This window comes from Mameliella sp. AT18 (assembly GCF_028807275.1).
GTDB lineage: Bacteria > Pseudomonadota > Alphaproteobacteria > Rhodobacterales > Rhodobacteraceae > Antarctobacter > Antarctobacter albus.
Window position 1 is genome coordinate 1 of sequence record NZ_JARAMO010000235.1, and the last position, 17,256, is coordinate 17,256.

Consider the following 17,256-nt stretch of genomic DNA (forward strand, 5'->3'; position numbering starts at 1 on the left):
CCCCGGAGGTATTTTCGGCCCAAAGAAACGCTGGACGGTCAGAGGTTGAGCGCGCGGGCGAGTTGATCCGTGTGGGTATAGGTGAGGCCGTGGCCGGCGCCGTCGATGACCTCTTGCCGGGCGGTGCGGTTCCACTGGGTCAGCGTTGCCAGGGCACTGAGCGGGATCACCTTGTCCTCGCGGCCCCAGACCGCCGTGACGGGAATCCCGGCCCCGGCGATTTTCCGGTGTTCCTCTTGCAGGGGCGCGCGCAGCACGCCGCGCAGCGAGGACAGCACCGAGCGCAGGAAACCGCGCCGGTCGAGTTGGGCCAGTTGCAGGTCCGCGATCCCCTGAACCGAAGAGGGCAGGGCGCGCTCTGCCTCGATGCCCGCACGCAACTGGCGGGGATAGCCCATGTTGAAGAGCCAATCGCCCAGGATGGGCACGCCGGTGGTGAAGCGGGCGATCGGCCCGAGATCGTGGCCCATGCCGGCGGGCGCCACGAGGGCCAGCCGGAGCACGCGGTCCGGATGCGCGGCGGCAAAGCAGGTGACGATGGCGCCGCCCATCGAGTAGCCCATAAGGGTCACGGGCGTGTCGATCCCCTCATGCTCCAGCAGGTCGGACAGTTGCCGGGTGAAGAAGGCGCCGGTCTGGCGGCCGCGCGGCGCGTCGGAAAAGCCGCGCCCGTAGAGATCGTAGCTGAGCACCTGCACCCCGGCGGCGGTCAGGTGCGGGATCAACCCGCGCCAGACGAAGGAAGGGGTGGTCAACCCGTGGACGCAGACGACGACCGGGGCGTCCTCGGGGCCGGACCACTGGTAATGGGTGCGCCCCTGGGACAGTTCGGCGAATTGCCCGGGGGCGCTGATCTGCAGGTCCGGGGTCCTTTGGCGGCGGGTTTCGCGCCAGGCGGGCAGGGCGGCGGCGCCGAGCGCGGCAAGCGCCAGCGCGCCGCCGAGCAGGGTCATGCCGCTTGCCAGGCGTCGAGGATGTAGCGCGCGCACATCAGGTCGAGATGGGCGCCGCCACCGTTCTTGAACAGGGTGATCTCTTCGTCGCTACGGCGGTGGAAGAGTTCCGGCGCATAGTAATCGGCGACGATGTCATGGCCGGTGATCAGCCCGTTGGTGAAGGGGATCTTGAGCTCTCCGATATGGGCCAGCGTGGTGTCGTAGCTGTCGACAAAGAGCCGCGCGCGCTTGATGGCGGTGTCGTCGGCCTCGCGCATGTCGGGGCGGTAGGCGCCGATCAGGTCGATGTGCTGGCCGGGGCGGAACCAGTCGCCTTTCAGCAGGGGGGTGGTGCTCATGGTGGCGGAGGTGACGATGTCGGCAGCGCCCACTGCCTGTTCGAGATCCTCGGCCCAGGCGATGCCGCGCTCTTCGGCGAAGGCGCGGGCCTTGTCGGGGGTGCGGTTCCAGACGGTGAACTCTGCCTCGGGGAAACCGGCGGAATAGGCCTGGTGAAGCGATGCGCCCACCGTGCCCGCGCCCACGATCAGGATCTTGCGGCTGTCGGGGCGGGCCAGTTTCAGCGCCGCGCAGAGGCTGTCGCCTGCGGTCTTCCACTTGGTGACGAGGTGGAAATCCACCACCGCGCTCAGGCTGCCGTCACCGTCGTCGAATAGGTTCACCGCGCCGCCGATCATCGGCTTGCCCTTACCGGGGTTGCCGGGAAAGACCGTGGCCGCCTTGACCGCGATGCCCAGCCCGTCGATCCAGGCCGAGCGATTCAGCAGCGTGTCCTTGCCGCGGTAGAGAAAGACATCCTCGATTTCCGCCTTGGGCAGTTGGTGGCCCGCATCGAAGGCCCGCGCAAGGCCAAGCCAGTCGAGGTTCTTTTCGCCTTCGTCGAAAGGGATGATGGTGGTCATTGCGCCTCGCTTTCAGTCAGCAGGCCCTCGGCGACGAGCCTTTGCGCCCAGCCGTCGGGTCCGGTGAAATGATGGGTGTGCCAGCCGCGCGCGGCGGCGGCGGCGATGTTGTCGGCGCGGTCGTCGGTAAAGAGCAGCGCCTGACCGGGCAGGCCAAGTTGCGTTTCGACCTGTTGGTAGATCTCGGGCTCGGGCTTGATGACGCCCATGTGGCCGCTGACGAAAGCCTGATCGAATTCGTTCAGGAAGTCATAGGCCGGAGTGGCGATTTCCCATGTGCCGATGCCGAAATTGGTCAGCGCGTGGACCGGCGTGCCTTTGGCCCGCAGCGCCCGCATCACGCGGACGGAACGGGGAATGGCGGGTTTCGCCATTTCCAGCCAGTCGTCGTGCCAGAGGCGGATTTCCTCGCCCCATTCCGGGGTTTTCTCTGCCCAGTCGTAGACCGTGCCGCGAAAATCGCCGCCGCGGTCGATCACGTCGTTCATGCCGTGAAGGTCCAGTTGGGCAAACATGGCGCGGCGCCGGTCCTCGCCGATCCGTGCGTCGTAGTAGCGTTCGGGCTGCCATTCGATCAGCACGTTGCCGATGTCGAAGATCACCGCCTTGATGGTCATGTCCTTGTTTTCCCTGCCTGCCGGACGGCCCGTTCCAATGCGTCGAGGAAACGGCTGCGGTCGGCCTTTGTAAACCCCTTGCCCGAGCCCTGCCGAAAGGGATCGGCGGCGCGCAGATCGCTCATCAGGTCGCGCATGGCCAGTTGCGCGCCGATGTTGGCCTGCGTCAGCGCAGAGCCGTCCGGGCGCAGCACCTGCGCGCCGGCCTCGACGCATTTTGCCGCCAGCGGGATGTCATTGGTGATGACCACGTCGCCGGGCCCGGCCTGATCGGCGATCCACTTGTCGGCCTCGTCGGGGCCGTCGGGGACGATCTGCAGGCTGACCAGCGGGTTGCGCGAGGGGCGCAGCCCGCCGTTGGCGACCAGCACCATCGCCAGCCTGTGCCGGGTGGCGACGGTTTCGGCCTCTGCCTTGACCGGGCAGGCGTCGGCGTCGACGTAAAGCGTCATCGCAAGGCCCCGCCCGGAAGGAGGTCCCGGCGCAGGGCCGGGACGGGGTCACGCATGGAGCGCCTCGGAGTGGAAGGCAACGTGGTCTTCCATGAAGGTCGAGACGAAGAAATAGCTGTGGTCATAGCCTTTCTGCATCCGGAAGACGCCATCCTGGCGGCGGGCGGCCATCGCTTCGGCCAGGCATTCGGGTTTGAGCAGATCGAGGAACTGGTCATCGCCGCCCTGGTCGATCAGCACCGGCCCGTCAAAGCCCTTGTCCCGCATCAGCAGGGTGGAATCATGGGCCGCCCAGGTCGACTCATTCGCGCCCAGGTAGGCGCCCAGCTGCTTGCGGCCCCAGTCGCTGGCGGAGGGGTGGGTGATCGGCGCAAAAGCCGAGACGCTGGCGAAACGGCCCGGCAGGCCCATCGCCAGGGTCAGCGCGCCATGCCCGCCCATCGAGTGCCCGGTGATCGCCTGCCGGCTCATGTCGAGCGCGAAATTTTCGCCCACCAGCGCAGGCAGTTCCTCTGCCACGTAGTCCCACATGTTGAAATGCGGCGCCCAGGGGGCCTCTGTCGCGTTGACGTAGAAACCGGCGCCCTTGCCCAGGTCATAGGCTTCGTCATCGGCCACGTCGTCGCCGCGCGGCGAGGTGTCGGGAAAGATCAGCGCCAGCCCGTGTTCGGCGGCCCAGCCCTGTGCGCCGGCCTTGACCATTGCATTTTCATGCGTGCAGGTCAGCCCGGAGAGATACCAGAGCACGGGCACCGGCACATGCGCCGCCTCTTCGGGCAGGAACAGGCCAAAGGTCATGTCGCATTTGCAGGCGTCGGAGGCATGCGTGTAAACGCCCTGGGTTCCGCCAAAGCATTTGTTTTCGGATACGGTCTTCATCGTGTCTCCCAGCGCGCCCGCCGGGGGCGCTTGTCATGTTCCGTAGCGTGCCATGAAGGTTTCGACGGCACCATCCACGACTCGTGCGATGTCGTCATCGCTGAAACTGGACTGAATGCCAAATATGATCTTGGGCCAGAGGTCCGCCTTGCAGAGTTCCGCGAACTGGTCCGAGGCCAGCGTCATGTCGTCGATCTGCAACTCGCCGCGCTCGCAGGCGGCGGTGAGATAGTCCGTCATCACGCGGCGCATGATCATCGGCCCGCTCTGGTAGAACTGGCGGCCAAGCTCTGGGAAACGGTCGGATTCGGCGACGCAGATCCGGAAGATCCGCTGCCCCATCTCGGAATAGAGAAAGCCCAGGAACTTGCGCCCGGCGCGGGCGAGAACCTCACGCGGGGGGCGGGTGAGGTCCATCGTCAGCAGGGCCTGGTCGGCCTGGTTGCGGCACTGGGCGCTGGCCACCTCGATGAAGAGCAGGCGCTTGTCGGGGAAATAGCTGTAGAGCGTCGCCTTGGAGACGCCCGCCTCGCGCGCGATGTCGTCGACGCTGGCGCCTTCGAAGCCGTCACGCAAAAAGATCTCGCGCGCGCCATCGACCACCTGGTCGAACTTGCGCCCTTTCCGGACCGCCGGTTGTGTGTTCATTGCGCCCCTCTCTTTCGCAGGGTTGATTATAGACTGCTCGGTTCAGTTTGGGCAAGGAATGCGCGGCGTCACTTGCAGACCTGCGGCCCCGCGCAACCCTGCGAGGACATGTCGGGATGCGGCTGTGGCGCGGGAAAGGTGAGGTCGGGCAGGAAGACCGGGCCGACGTCGGCCAGCGCGGGACCGGTGACAAGGGCAGCAGCGGCGGCGAGGGCAAGGAGGATGCGTTTCATGACTGGCTCCGTCTTGGAAATCGAACCGAACGGTTCAGTTAAATAAACTATACGGTTCAGTTTGATTTGCAAGAGGCAGGCAGCGAATGCGGCAGATTGGCCAACCGCGGGACTTGGCGCTTGCGCTTGGGCAAATGCTGACTACTGTTTAGAATAATTCTAAAATGAGGCACAACATGCTTTACATGGGAAACCGCCGCCGCTTTCGTGACCTCTCGGAACAGGAAGTGCTGGCACTTGCGATCTCCTCGGAAGAGGATGACGCACGCATCTATCGCAGCTTTGCCGAACGCCTGCGGGCGGACTACCCGGACACTGCGGCGGTCTTTGACGGTATGGCCCAGGAAGAGGACGGCCATCGCCGCGCCCTGATCGACCTGCACAGCGCCCGGTTCGGAGAGGTGATCCCGCTGATCCGCCGCGAACATGTGGCGGGGTACTATGCCCGCCGCCCCGTCTGGCTGACGGAAAACCTGTCGCTGGAACGGATCCGCGACGAGGCCGCCAGCATGGAGCGGCAGGCGGAGCGGTTCTATCACATGGCGGCGCAGAACGCGCAGGACGCGGACACCCGCAAGCTGCTGGGCGACCTGGCCGCGATGGAGGCGAAACACGAGAACCGGGCGCACGAACTGGAAGCCGAGCACCTGGGCGCAGAGGCCCGGGACGAGGAAGACGACCGGGCCAAGCGGCAGTTCGTCCTGACCTGGGTGCAGCCGGGACTGGCGGGGCTGATGGATGGGTCGGTCTCGACCCTTGCGCCGATCTTTGCCACCGCCTTTGCCACCCACGATCCCTGGACGACTTTCTTGGTCGGGCTGGCCGCCTCTGTTGGCGCGGGGATCTCGATGGGCTTTACCGAGGCTGCTTCGGACGATGGCGAGTTGTCGGGGCGCGGGTCGCCGACGAAACGCGGCATCGCCTCTGGCGTGATGACCACGGTGGGCGGGCTGGGCCATGCGCTGCCCTACCTGATCCCGCATTTCTGGACCGCGACGACCATCGCCCTGATCGTCGTTTTCATCGAGCTTTGGGCGATTGCCTGGATCCAGAACAAGTTCATGGAGACGCCGTTCCTGCGCGCCACCTTCCAGGTTGTCCTGGGCGGGGCGCTGGTCTTTGCCGCCGGGGCCCTGATCGGCTCGGGGTGACGGATGGTTCGGGACGGTGGGCGCCGCTCTTTCAGCCAGCTGAAATTCGCCCCGCCCGCCGTCCCACCGGACGCCTGCCGCCGGAGGCCCCGCTGGTATACCAAGCGGCGCTTGACGCTTGTGCCGCTTTCGGGGCTTGGTTATTCCAAGAAAAACCCACTCCACGGGAGGAGCCAAGCCCATGCTCAAGCGTCCATTCGACAAGACCAAACTGCCCAGCCGCCATGTCACCGAAGGCCCGGCGCGCGCACCGCATCGGTCGTTCCTGTACGCGATGGGGCTGACCGAGGAAGAGATTCACCAACCGCTGGTCGGCGTGGCAACCTGCTGGAACGAGGCCGCGCCCTGCAACATCGCGCTGAACCGGCAGGCGCAGGCGGTCAAGCTGGGCGTCAAGGAAGCCAGCGGCACCCCGCGCGAGTTCACCACCATCACCGTGACCGACGGCATCGCGATGGGCCACGAGGGCATGCGTGCCTCGCTGGCGTCGCGCGAGGCCATTGCCGACACGGTGGAACTGACCATGCGCGGCCATTGTTACGATGCCATCGTGGGCCTGGCGGGCTGTGACAAGTCGCTGCCGGGGATGATGATGGCGATGGTGCGCCTGAACGTGCCCTCCGTCTTCATCTACGGTGGCTCGATCATGCCGGGCCGGTACAAGGGCAAGGACATCACCGTCCAGGACGTCTTCGAGGCGGTGGGCAAGCACCAGGCCGGTGCCAACAGCGACGAAGAGCTGCGCGCCATCGAGAAAGCGGCCTGCCCCTCAGCCGGCGCCTGCGGCGGCCAGTTCACCGCCAACACGATGGCCTGCGTCTCCGAGGCGATCGGCCTGGCGCTGATGAATTCCTCGGGCGCGCCGGCGCCGTATGAAAGCCGCGACGCCTATGGCACCGCGTCGGGCATTGCCGCGATGCACCTGCTGGAACAGAACATCCGCGCGCGCGACATCGTCACGCGGAAATCGCTGGAGAACGCGGCGCGTGTCGTCGCCTGTACCGGCGGATCGACGAACGCCGGGCTGCACCTGCCCGCCATCGCGCATGAGGCGGGGCTGGAATTCTACCTCGACGATGTCTGCGAGATCTTCCGCGACACGCCCTATTTCGTCGACCTCAAGCCGGGCGGCAACTACGTCGCCAAGGACCTGTACGAGGCGGGCGGCGTGCCAGTGGTAATGAAGGAACTGCGCAAGGCGGGCCTGATCCACGAGGATTGCATGACTGCCAGCGGCCGCGCCATCGGCGAAGAGCTGGACCTGATCGAGCGCGAGGCCGACGGCAAGGTGATCTATCCCATCGAGACGCCGATCACCAGGACCGGCGGTGTCGTGGGCCTGAAGGGCAACCTTGCCCCCCAGGGCGCCATCGTGAAGGTCGCGGGCATCGCGGCCGAGGACCAGGTCTTTACCGGACCAGCGCGGGTGTTCGAATGCGAAGAGGACGCCTTTGAGGCGGTCAAGATGCGCGCCTACAAGGAAGGCGAGGTCATCGTCATCCGCAACGAGGGTCCGGCAGGTGGCCCCGGCATGCGCGAGATGCTGGCCACCACGGCGGCACTGTCCGGTCAGGGCATGGGCAAGAAGGTGGCGCTGATCACCGATGGCCGGTTCTCGGGCGCGACGCGGGGGTTCTGCGTCGGTCACGTCGGCCCCGAGGCGGCGCACGGCGGACCGATCGCGCTGGTGCAGGACGGCGACGTCATCACCATCGACGCGGTGAACGGCGCTATCTCCGTCGACCTGACCGACGAGGAACTGGCCGCCCGCAAGGACGCCTGGTCCGGCCCCAGGGAGACGATCTACGCCTCCGGTTCGCTGTGGAAATACGCGCAACTTGTCGGCGAGACCTACAAGGGCGCGGTGACCCATCCCGGCGGCGCCGCCGAGAAACACGTCTACGCGGATCTCTGACCCGGTGGCGGCGCGCAGCCTCATGACGTGCGCCGCCGGCGCGCTGTTCCTGGCCGGTTGTCTAAACACCCTGCCGGGGTCGAACCCAGATGGCGCCGACGCCGAGGCGCGCGCGGGTCTTGCCGCCTTCTTTGCCGGAGGGGGCGGGCAACGGCGGGCACCGCTGGCCAAGGCCAGCCTTGCCGGGGGCGATGTGGTGGTTGCCGGGCCCGATGGCTATTGCCTCGACCCGGAGTCCAAGCGCGCGGGGCCGGAACGCGGGTTCGCGGTCATCGCCTCGTGCCATATCCTCAGCGGCGGACAGGCGGGGCGTCCGGTGGCGCCGGTGCTGGTCACCGTCACGGTGGGGCCGCGCGGCGATACCACGGATCTGCCCACGCCGCAGGCGCTGGCGCAGGCGGCGGGGTCCGAACTGCTGGATGGCGATACGCGGCGGGGCCGTGTCACGGCGCATCTTTCCAGCGGCGGCGACACGATGTTCGAGGGCAGCGACCCGCGCTATTGGCGGGCGGCCTTCCTGCAGGGCGGGCGCCTGGTCGGGCTTGCGCTTTACGCCCCGCGCGGCAGCGCGCTGGCGGGCGACCGGGGCGAGGCCATGCTTGGTCGGGTCAGGGACAATATTTCGCGTCTCAGCCCCAAGGAGGCCAGTGCCGCGCAGCCGAAACCGGCAAACGGCATGCTGGGGCGTTTATTCAATCGTTAGGATTTGCCAGAATAGTTTCCGATAAGGAAACCATTCCCCGTGACCATCGCGCCCCGGCGTGACAGGTCAGGGGCGCAAGGGAACACGGGGGCGACAGTGCAGGACTGGTTGAGCCGGGCAGGCCATGCCGCCATGCTGCGGCGCTGGACACGGCTGGCGCGTGCCGCGGCCGGGATGGACCTGGCCGAATTGCGCCGCCAGAGGGCGCTGGCCCGGCGATTACGGTCGCGTCTGGACGAGGTCCTGCATGTCGCGGATGCCCGGCTTGCGCTGCCGCAGGTCGGCAACCAGTCCTTTCCGCGTCCCAGGGACGCGGACTGGGCCTGGCGCCCCGAGATATGGAGCGGGCCGCTGCCGGTACAGGGCATCGCCGAGGTCCAGAGCAAGACCCAGCTGGGACAAGAGGCGCGGCTGTTCCACGATTGCCCGCGATCGGAGATCACGTTGCGCCAGGTCCGCAACCGGCGGGCCGCCGATCTTGCGGCCTACGGGCTGCAACTGGATGTCTTCGGCTTTTCGGGATCCTATCTGTCGCTGGCGGTGGAATTGCCAGAGGCGGCGGCGCAGGGCTTGTCGAAACAGCACCTGGTGCGGATCGAAACCATCGTCGAGATGGAACGCCCGCTGGAGATCTTTGCCCGTCTGAACGTCAAGCACGGGCCGAACACCGAACAGGTGGTCCGCGAACTGCCGCTGAACGCGGAGACCGTGCAGGTGGAATTCGACCTGGCCTATTCACGCCTGAACGAGAAACGGGTCGAGAAGATCTGGCTGGACCTGATCTTTGAAGGTCCACGGATGAACCAGGTCACCCTGCACGACCTGACTTTCAGCCGCCGTCGCAGGGCGGCGCTGTGACTGCCGGAGGGGCCAAGCCATGAGCGTGTTCACACTGACCAAGACCCGGTTCCGCGATGGCCTTTGGGAGGGGCTCTTGGTGCGGCAGCAGCAGGGCGCCGAACAGGTGCCCGAGATCGTGGCCAGCTTCGAGGACCGTCCGATCCACGGCGTCACTCTGACCGACACCGCCGAGCCGGGCCGCTGGGTCGTCGAGGTGCCCGTCCCGGTCGAGGCCCTGGGCGACGGGGTCAGCACCGTCCTGATCCGCGACGCGCGGGAGGAATGCGTGCTGGCCAGCTTTACCCTGGTCGCGGGTGAGGCGCTGGCAGAAGACATCCGCGCCGAAGTTTCGTTGTTGCGTGCGGAACTGGATCTTTTGAAACGCGCCTTCCGCAAACATTGCCGCGATACCGGTTGACCTGACGTTGGGTTCCAGGGGGCGATTGACCTTGGCTGCGCGCAGGTCCAGTGTTGCGCCATCCCCGAAGGAGCCCCCATGTCCCCGCTGCGTGGCATCGCGCTGAAGCTGACCTCTGTCGTCCTGTTCACCATCATGGCCTCGCTCATCAAGGCGAGCTCTGCCCATGTTCCGACAGGCGAGGCGGTGTTTTTCCGTTCGTTCTTTGCCATGCCGGTGATCGTGGCCTGGCTGGCCATGCGCGGCGATCTCAAGACCGGGCTGAAGGCGAAGAACCCGGTTCTGCACGTCTGGCGCGGGCTGATCGGGGTGACGGCGATGGGCTGCGGCTTTGCCGCGCTGGGGTTGCTGCCCTTGCCCGAGGTGACGGCGCTGGGCTTTGCCGCGCCGATGCTGACGGTGCTGCTGGCTGCTCTGCTGCTGGGCGAGCGGTTGCGCCTGTTCAGGCTGTCGGCGGTCGTGCTGGGGCTGGTCGGGGTCTGCATCGTGCTCTGGCCCCGGCTGACGTTGGACAGCGTGGACGATGCGGCCATGCTGGGGGTGGCGCTGGTGCTGGCCTCGGCGGTGATGCGGGCGCTGGCGCAGATCCAGATCCGCCGCATGGTCGCGGTCGAGGAGACCTCTGCCATCGTCTTCTATTTCTCGCTGACGGCGACGGGGTTTTCGCTGCTGACGCTGCCCTTTGGCTGGGTCGTGCCGGATGCCCATGTGCTGGCGATGCTGGTGGGGGCGGGGCTGATCGGCGGTGTGGCGCAGATCTTCATCACCTCGGCCTATCGTTTTGCCGGGGCAGCGGTGGTGGCGCCCTTCGACTATGCCTCGATCCTCTTCGCGATCCTCTTTGGCTATGTCTTCTTCGACGAGGTGCCCACGGTGATGGTGCTGGTCGGCTCGGCCATCGTGATCGCGGCGGGCGGGATCATCATCTGGCGCGAACGGCAACTGGGCATCCAGCGTGGCAAGGCCCGCCCCAACATGACCCCGCAGGGGTGAGGCGCGGTCCGGGCGCGGCCCCGGCCCGAAGGGAGGCGCGGTCCGGCAAGGCGCTACAGGTCGAACGCCTCTGCCATCAGGTAGGCCGGCGCCATCAACAACCGGCGCCGACGGCCAAGGGGAAAGCGCGGCGGCGGCGTGGCAAGCCAGTTCGGGGCGTCGGGGCGGTCGCCCAACACCTGATCCGCCGCCAGTCGCCCGGCATAGGATCCCATCGCGACCCCGTTGCCGTGAAACCCCAGCGCGGCGAACAGGCCGGGATGATCCGGCACCGGTCCGACGAAGGGCACGAGGTTGCGCATCAGGCAGACGAGGCCGGACCATTCATGCGTGATCTCCACATCCGTCCAGGCCGGGAAGATCCGCGCGAAATCCGCCCGGATGCGGCGCGACAGCCGTGCCTCGGCGCCGGGCGTGGCGCGCAGACCACCGCGCATCCCGAACAGGAACCGCCCGTCGGGCATCTTGCGGAAGTAGCGCAACAAGAGCCGCGTGTCATAGGCCATCTGGTCCGACCACCAACCCGCCGCCTGCTGTTCCGCCGCACTCAGGGGGCGGGTGACGATGACATTGGATTGCAGCGGCAGGGTGCGGGCGCGCAGCCAGGGCGGCAGGGTCTCGTGGCTGTAACCATTGGTGGCCAGGATCACGTTTTGGGTGGTGACGGTGCCGCCATTGGTCGTCAGGCGCCAATGGTTGCCGACGCGCTCCATCCCGGTGACGGGACTGTGGGCGAACAGGCGCGCGCCCGTTGCCGTCGCTTCACTGGCCAGTGCCGCGTGATACTTGCGCGGGTTCAGGGCAAAGCCGATGGGCAGGGTCATGCCGCCATGCCACGGCCCGCCCAGGCCCCGGGCGGCGAGGTCGTCGGTGGTATGCACTTCTGGCGACACGCCATAGGTGGCGGCGGTCTCCTCGGCCTCCGCGCAGAGCGCGCGGTAGGCGCGGGGCTTGTGCGCCAGCAGGGTTTCGCCCTGTGAATGCCGGTCGACCTGCCAGCCGTGGCGGTCGATCAGTGCTTCGACATGGGAAACGGCGGCTTTCTCGGTCGCGGCCCAGTCCTGCGCCGCGCCTTGCCCGAACCGCCGGTTCAGCAGCGCAGCGGGGGCCTTGCTGCCACCGAGACAGCAGAACCCGCCGTTGCGCCCGGAGGCCCCCCAGCCGGGGTGCTCTGCCTCCAGCACCGCAAGCGAAGTGCCGTGCCCGGCCAGGTGCAGGGCGGCGTTCAGACCTGCAAAACCGCCCCCGATCACGGCCACATCGACCGTCAGGTCGCCGTCAAGCCGCGGCCAGTCATCTGGCGTGACCGTATCGGCCCAGTAACAGGCCCCCTGAGGCCCGTAGGCCGCCGGTTCGTAGAGCCGGCTCACGCGGTGCGCTGCGCGGCCTGTTCCTCGCGCCGGCGCTGGACCGCCGCGCGTTTCGACACCAGCGAGGCGGTGATGACACCCACGGTCACGATGCTGATGAGCAGGGTGGAGAGTGCGTTGATTTCCGGCGAGACCCCCAGCCGGACGGCGGAGAAGACCTTGATCGGCAGGGTCGTGGCACCCGGCCCGGTGGTGAAGCTGGCGATCACCAGATCGTCGAGCGACAGGGTAAAGGCCAGCAGCCAGCCCGAGATCACGGCGGGCGCGATGATCGGCAGGGTGATCAGGGTAAAGCTCTCGAAGGGCGAGGCGCCAAGATCCAGCGCCGCCTCTTCCAGCGCCTGGTCAAAGGTGCTGAGCCGTGACGAGACCACGACCGAGACGTAGCACATGGAAAAGGTCGTATGGGCCAGCACCACGGTCAGCACGCCCCGGTCCAGCCCGATGCCGATGAACAACAGCAAGAGCGACAGGCCAGTGATGACTTCCGGCATGACAAGCGGCGCGTAGATCATGCCGGAAAACAGCGTCCGCCCCGGGAAACGGCCCGCGCGGATCATCACGTAGGCCGCCATCGTGCCCAGCACCGTGGCGATGGTCGAGGAAAAGAAGGCGACCTTGAGCGTGACCCAGGCGGCGTCGAGGAATTCCTCGTTCTGCAGCAGTTCGCCGTACCACTTGGTCGAGAAGCCGGCCCAGACCGTCACCAGCCGGCTTTCGTTGAAGGAATAGACCACCAGCAGGATCATCGGCAGGTAGAGAAAGGCAAAGCCCAGGGTCAGCGAGGTGGCGTTGAACCAGCTGAAACGTCTCATCGTCCGGCCTCCCGCGCTTTTTCCTCGGACCGCTGGAACAGCACGATCGGGATGATCAGGATCAAGAGCAGCACCACGGCCACGGCGCTGGCCACCGGCCAGTCGCGGTTCGAGAAGAACTCTTCCCACAGCACCTTGCCGATCATCAGCGTATCCGACCCGCCCAAGAGCGAGGGGATCACGAATTCACCGATGGAGGGGATGAAGACCAGGAAACAACCTGCCACGATGCCGTTGCGCGACAGCGGGATCGTCACCAGCCAGAAGGCGGCGAGCCGGGACGAGCCCAGATCCTCTGCCGCCTCCAGCAGGCTTTCGTCCATCTTTTCCAACGCCGAGTAGATCGGCAGGATCATGAAGGGCAGGTAGGTGTAGACGATGCCGATGTAGACTGCGGTGTTGGTGTTGAGGATCGTCAGCGGTTCACCGATCAGGCCGATGCCCATCAGGAACTGGTTCAAGACGCCCTCGGTCGACAGGATGCCGATCCAGGAATAGACCCGGATCAGAAAGCTGGTCCAGAACGGCAGGATCACCAGCATCAGCAGCGTCGGGCGCCATTCATGCGGCGCGCGGGCCATGCCGTAGGCAATCGGATAGCCCACCAGCAGGGTGCAGAGCGTGGCAACGGCGGCGATGCGGACAGAACTGAGATAGGCCTTCCAGTAGAGATCGTCGGTGGTCAGGAAGGTGAAATTCTCGAAGTCCAGCCCGGCAAAGAAGGCCCGTATCCCGGCCCAGCCTTCGTTCAGGTCCAGTTGCGGCGCGTAGGGCGGGCGGGCCAGCGCGATGTCCGAAAGAGAGATCTTCAGGACGATGATGAATGGCACCAGGAAAAGGGCCAGCAGCCAGAGGTAGGGAACGGCGATCAGGACGGCGCGGCGCATCATTCGTCCTTCAGGATGACGCCGGCGGTGGCGGTGAAGCTCAGCCAGACCTCGTCTTCCCAGGTGATGTCACGGCGCGCGATGCGGCGCGTGTTGGCGGCCTGTGCCTTGACCATGACGCCGCCCTCGATCTCGACGTGATAGGTCGAGATATTGCCGAGGTAGGCGATGTCGATGACCTTGCCTTTCAGCGTGTTCGGAGCTTCTGGGCGGGTCTTGGCAATGCCCAGCTTTTCGGGGCGCAGCGCCAGGACGACCTTTTCGCCGGCAAGCGCGGGATCGCCGTTCGCCGCAATGATCGCTGCCTGCCCCTCGGACCAGTCGATTTCCAGCCCGCCGGGCGGAATATCCTGTGGTTGAGGGGACGGGGCCGGTGTCTCGGGGGCGGCGGGCTTTGGCGCCTCGGGGGCGGCAGGCGGCGGCAGGCGGCGCGGCTCATCCTCGAGCCATTTGCCGAAGATTGGGCTGAGCAGCTTGTCATGCAAGGCCCGGCCAAGGGTGTTGGGCTGCGGTGCGGCGCGTTCGGGCGCGGGGGCGCTGGCCGTTTCCCTGGGCGCGGGCGCCGGTTTCGGCTCTGGTTCCGGCTTGGCCACCGTTTCGGGTGGGGTGTCCGTCGGCCGGGCCCGCGCCGTGCCGCGGATCAGGTTCACATCGCCGATGAAATCCGCGACATAGACCGAATTCGGCGCCTCGTAGATCACGTCGGGCGTCGCCACCTGGACAATGCGGCCCTCGTCCATCACCGCGACCCGGCTGGCCACGGTCATCGCCTCTTCCTGGTCGTGGGTGACAATGATGAAGGTGGTGCCGGTCTTTTCCTGGATGTCCATCAGCTCGAACTGCGTTTCCTCGCGCAGTTTCTTGTCGAGCGCGCCCAGCGGTTCGTCGAGCAGCAGGAGCTTTGGCGCCTTGGCCAGGCTGCGCGCCAGGGCCACGCGCTGACGCTGGCCGCCGGAAATCTGGTGTGGCTTGCGTTGGGCAAAACGGTCAAGCCGCGTCAGCCGCAGCATTTCCTTTACCCGCGCGTGGATCTCGTCCTTGGGCTTTTTCTCGCGGCGCAGGCCAAAGGCGATGTTGTCGTAGACCGAGAGGTGCGGGAACAGGGCGTAGCTCTGGAACATCATGTTCACCGCCCGCTTGTTCGGGGGAACATGTCCGATGTCGGTGCCGTTCAGCAGGATCTGGCCTTCGGTCGGTTCCTCGAACCCGGCCAGCATGCGCATCAGGGTTGTCTTGCCGCAGCCCGACGGCCCGAGCAGGGCAAAGAATTCGCGTTCGTAGATGTTCTGGGTGAGGTCGTCGATGGCGGTGAAATCGCCGAAACGCTTGGTCACGCCCTTGAACTGGATGAGGGGTTTTGCCTCTGGATCATTCCAGGGGGCAAAGACGGATTCGGCCATGATAAGTCACCACGCAGAAGGCGGACCGCGCCCTTGGGACGCGGTCCGGATTTGGGCTCAGGTGCCCGATTTGATCTTGGTCCACAGGCGCGTCACGGTGCGTTGCACGCGCGGTGGGAAGGGCGTGGTGGTAAAGGTGTTGTCCAGCGCCGCGGCATCCGGGTAGATCGCCGGATCGCCGATCACGTCCTCGGCCAGGTATTCCTGCGCAGCCTTGTTGCCGTTGGCGTAGTAGACGTAGTTCGACGCCGCTGCCATGTTCTGCGCATCCATGATGAAGTTCAGGAAGGCATGGGCGCCCTCGGGGTTCGGCGCGTCGACCGGAATGGCCATCTGGTCGAACCACATCTGCGCGCCCTCGTCCGGGGCATAGTAGCTGATGACCACGCCGTTGTCGGCCTCGGCCGCGCGGTCGCGCGCCTGCAGCACGTCACCGGACCAGCCCACGGCCACGCAGATGTCGCCGTTGGCCAGCGCGTTGATGTATTCCGAGCTGTGGAATTTCTGGATGTAGGGGCGGATCGGCATCAGCACCTCTTCGGCGCGGGCGATCACGTCCGGATCGTGGCTGTCGGGATCTTCGCCGATGTAGTTCAGCGCGGCGGGGATCATCTCTGCCGGGGCGTCCAGCATGTGGATGCCGCATTCCGCCAGCTTCTCCGCGTTCTCGGGCTTGAAGATCAGGTCCCAGGAGGTAACGGGCGCGTCGTCGCCCAGGATTTCCTTGACCTTGGCCTCGTTCACGCCGAGGCCGGTGGTGCCCCACATGTAGTTGATCGCGTATTCGTTGCCGGGGTCGTACTTGGCCGTCCGGTCCGCGATCACGTCCCACATGTTGTCGATGTTGGGCAGCTTGGACTTGTCCAGCTTCTGGAAGGCGCCGGCCATGATCTGGCGCTGCAGGAAGGTGCCGGTGGGCACCACCACGTCATAGCCCGAGCCGCCTGCCAGCATCTTGGTCTCCAGGACCTCGTTGCTGTCGAAGACGTCGTAGACCAGCTCATAGCCGGTGTCCTGCTCGAATTTCTCCAGCAGGCTTTCGTCGATGTAGTCAGACCAGTTGTAGACGCGCACCTCCTCGGCGGCAGCCATCCCGGCCGCCAGCGCAAGGGACGCCGTCATCGTCACAAGTGTCTTGGTCATGTTATTCTCCCGGTTGGTGGCGGGGGTCTTTCGCGCCCCGTCCCCAAATTTTGATCATAAGTTGCGCTGTCGTGCAACTTCGGCGATGTTTCCACGGCCTGCTGTCCTGCGCAAGGGATGGCGAAAACGGTGTGGCCCGGGGGGACGGCGATGGCGGAAAATGCGGCAGAGGCACGGACGCAAGCGGGGATGCCGGCCCATGAACAGGTGTACCGCAATCTGCGCGAGGCGGTGCTGTTCGGGACGCTGGCGCCGGGGGAGCCGGTGACGATCCAGGGGCTTGTGGAACGGCTTGGGGCCGGGATGACGCCGGTGCGCGAGGCGATCCGGCGGTTGACGGCCGAGGGGGCGCTGCAGGCGCTTGGGAACCGGCGGATCGAGGTGCCGGTTCTAGGGGCGGCGGCCCTGGAAGAGCTGACCGAGGCGCGGCTGGCGCTGGAGCCTCGGCTGGCGGTTCGGGCGGCGGGCCGGGCCGGGCCGGAGGAGGTGGCGCGGTTGGTGGAGATCGACGCGCGGCTGGACCGGGCGATCCTGCGGGGCGACATAGAGGGCTACCTGCGCGAGAATCATGCCTTTCATTCCGTGTTGAACGACACCGCACAGGCGCCCGTGATGAAGGCGCTGACAGAGTCGCTCTGGCTGCGGTTCGGACCGTCGCTGCGGGTGGTCTGTGGCCAGATGGGGACCCGTCACCTGCCGGATTGCCACAAGGACCTGGTGCGCGCGCTGGAGGCGCGGGACGGTGCCGCGGCGGCGCGGGCGATCGAGCAGGACGTGGCGCAGGGGATGGAGATGATCCTGCAAAGCCTCTGAGCGGGGCGCCGTCCGGACGCTCCTGCGCGATGCGCAGATCGCCCCGCCCGCCGTCCCGCAAGGCGCTGTCCGGGTGCTGGAAACTGAACCGGTCAGTCTGTACGTTTTGTACAAAACGTAC

At 66.4% G+C, this 17,256-nt stretch carries 19 protein-coding genes; 7 read left to right on the forward strand and 12 right to left on the reverse strand.

Going from position 1 to position 17,256, the window contains the following annotated elements; all coding sequences use genetic code 11:
• Window positions 1–38: 38 nt before the first annotated feature.
• The 7 genes from PVW46_RS20975 to PVW46_RS21005 form a co-directional block, all read right to left on the reverse strand.
• Entirely contained in the window at window positions 39–953 is a 915-nt protein-coding gene (locus PVW46_RS20975) for an alpha/beta fold hydrolase (RefSeq protein WP_069210741.1), read from the reverse strand.
• Entirely contained in the window at window positions 950–1,858 is a 909-nt protein-coding gene (locus PVW46_RS20980) for an ornithine cyclodeaminase family protein (RefSeq protein ID WP_069210740.1), read from the reverse strand. Before PVW46_RS20980 ends, PVW46_RS20975 begins: the two co-directional genes overlap by 4 nt.
• Window positions 1,855–2,475, reverse strand: coding sequence for an HAD family hydrolase (locus PVW46_RS20985; RefSeq protein WP_043146026.1), 621 nt, complete (start codon window positions 2,473–2,475; stop codon window positions 1,855–1,857). Before PVW46_RS20985 ends, PVW46_RS20980 begins: the two co-directional genes overlap by 4 nt.
• Complete coding sequence (locus PVW46_RS20990) at window positions 2,472–2,927, reverse strand: YaiI/YqxD family protein (protein WP_069210739.1); 456 nt, start codon at window positions 2,925–2,927, stop codon at window positions 2,472–2,474. Before PVW46_RS20990 ends, PVW46_RS20985 begins: the two co-directional genes overlap by 4 nt.
• A 48-nt stretch (window positions 2,928–2,975) precedes the next feature.
• Entirely contained in the window at window positions 2,976–3,806 is an 831-nt protein-coding gene (gene fghA, locus PVW46_RS20995; protein ID WP_069210738.1) for an S-formylglutathione hydrolase, read from the reverse strand.
• 33 nt (window positions 3,807–3,839) lie between these two features.
• Complete coding sequence (locus tag PVW46_RS21000) at window positions 3,840–4,454, reverse strand: TetR/AcrR family transcriptional regulator (protein ID WP_069210737.1); 615 nt, start codon at window positions 4,452–4,454, stop codon at window positions 3,840–3,842.
• 68 nt (window positions 4,455–4,522) lie between these two features.
• A complete protein-coding gene (locus PVW46_RS21005; RefSeq protein ID WP_157903885.1) occupies window positions 4,523–4,687 on the reverse strand; it encodes a hypothetical protein in 165 nt (54 codons plus the stop codon).
• Window positions 4,688–4,863: 176 nt separating this feature from the next.
• Here PVW46_RS21005 and mbfA point away from each other — a divergent pair, with 176 nt between their 5' ends.
• The 6 genes from mbfA (at window position 4,864) to PVW46_RS21035 (ending at window position 10,707) form a co-directional block, all read left to right on the forward strand.
• On the forward strand, window positions 4,864–5,838 hold the full coding sequence (gene mbfA, locus PVW46_RS21010) for an iron exporter MbfA (protein WP_069210736.1): 975 nt from the start codon (window positions 4,864–4,866) through the stop codon (window positions 5,836–5,838).
• 181 nt (window positions 5,839–6,019) lie between these two features.
• Window positions 6,020–7,753: a dihydroxy-acid dehydratase gene (ilvD, locus tag PVW46_RS21015; RefSeq protein ID WP_069210735.1), complete on the forward strand. Its 1,734-nt coding sequence runs from the start codon at window positions 6,020–6,022 to the stop codon at window positions 7,751–7,753.
• Window positions 7,754–7,775: 22 nt separating this feature from the next.
• Complete coding sequence (locus PVW46_RS21020) at window positions 7,776–8,456, forward strand: dihydroxy-acid dehydratase (protein WP_245189153.1); 681 nt, start codon at window positions 7,776–7,778, stop codon at window positions 8,454–8,456.
• Window positions 8,457–8,552: 96 nt separating this feature from the next.
• Window positions 8,553–9,314, forward strand: a complete 762-nt coding sequence (locus PVW46_RS21025; protein WP_274577447.1) for a DUF6478 family protein — start codon at window positions 8,553–8,555, stop codon at window positions 9,312–9,314.
• A 19-nt stretch (window positions 9,315–9,333) separates the two neighbouring features.
• Window positions 9,334–9,714 (forward strand): hypothetical protein, encoded by a 381-nt coding sequence (locus PVW46_RS21030; RefSeq protein ID WP_088716774.1) that lies wholly within the window; start codon window positions 9,334–9,336, stop codon window positions 9,712–9,714.
• 78 nt (window positions 9,715–9,792) lie between these two features.
• Window positions 9,793–10,707 (forward strand): DMT family transporter, encoded by a 915-nt coding sequence (locus PVW46_RS21035; protein WP_052244822.1) that lies wholly within the window; start codon window positions 9,793–9,795, stop codon window positions 10,705–10,707.
• Between the two features lie 53 nt (window positions 10,708–10,760).
• Here the strand turns inward: PVW46_RS21035 and PVW46_RS21040 are convergent, their stop codons facing one another.
• Genes PVW46_RS21040 through PVW46_RS21060 form a run of 5 tightly spaced genes read right to left on the reverse strand, consistent with a single transcriptional unit; the run spans window position 10,761 to window position 16,322 of the window.
• Window positions 10,761–12,077 (reverse strand): NAD(P)/FAD-dependent oxidoreductase, encoded by a 1,317-nt coding sequence (locus PVW46_RS21040; RefSeq protein ID WP_069210732.1) that lies wholly within the window; start codon window positions 12,075–12,077, stop codon window positions 10,761–10,763.
• Window positions 12,074–12,892, reverse strand: a complete 819-nt coding sequence (locus PVW46_RS21045; RefSeq protein ID WP_043146005.1) for an ABC transporter permease — start codon at window positions 12,890–12,892, stop codon at window positions 12,074–12,076. The genes PVW46_RS21040 and PVW46_RS21045 overlap by 4 nt, the downstream gene beginning before the upstream one ends.
• Entirely contained in the window at window positions 12,889–13,779 is an 891-nt protein-coding gene (locus tag PVW46_RS21050; protein WP_043146003.1) for an ABC transporter permease subunit, read from the reverse strand. The genes PVW46_RS21045 and PVW46_RS21050 overlap by 4 nt, the downstream gene beginning before the upstream one ends.
• Window positions 13,779–15,179: an ABC transporter ATP-binding protein gene (locus PVW46_RS21055; RefSeq protein WP_274577445.1), complete on the reverse strand. Its 1,401-nt coding sequence runs from the start codon at window positions 15,177–15,179 to the stop codon at window positions 13,779–13,781. Before PVW46_RS21055 ends, PVW46_RS21050 begins: the two co-directional genes overlap by 1 nt.
• Window positions 15,180–15,236: 57 nt before the next feature.
• Window positions 15,237–16,322, reverse strand: a complete 1,086-nt coding sequence (locus tag PVW46_RS21060; RefSeq protein ID WP_043145998.1) for a polyamine ABC transporter substrate-binding protein — start codon at window positions 16,320–16,322, stop codon at window positions 15,237–15,239.
• A gap of 150 nt (window positions 16,323–16,472) precedes the next feature.
• On the opposite strand from PVW46_RS21060, the gene PVW46_RS21065 reads away from it, so the two are divergent.
• Window positions 16,473–17,135, forward strand: a complete 663-nt coding sequence (locus tag PVW46_RS21065) for a GntR family transcriptional regulator (protein ID WP_043145995.1) — start codon at window positions 16,473–16,475, stop codon at window positions 17,133–17,135.
• Window positions 17,136–17,256 lie beyond the last annotated feature (121 nt).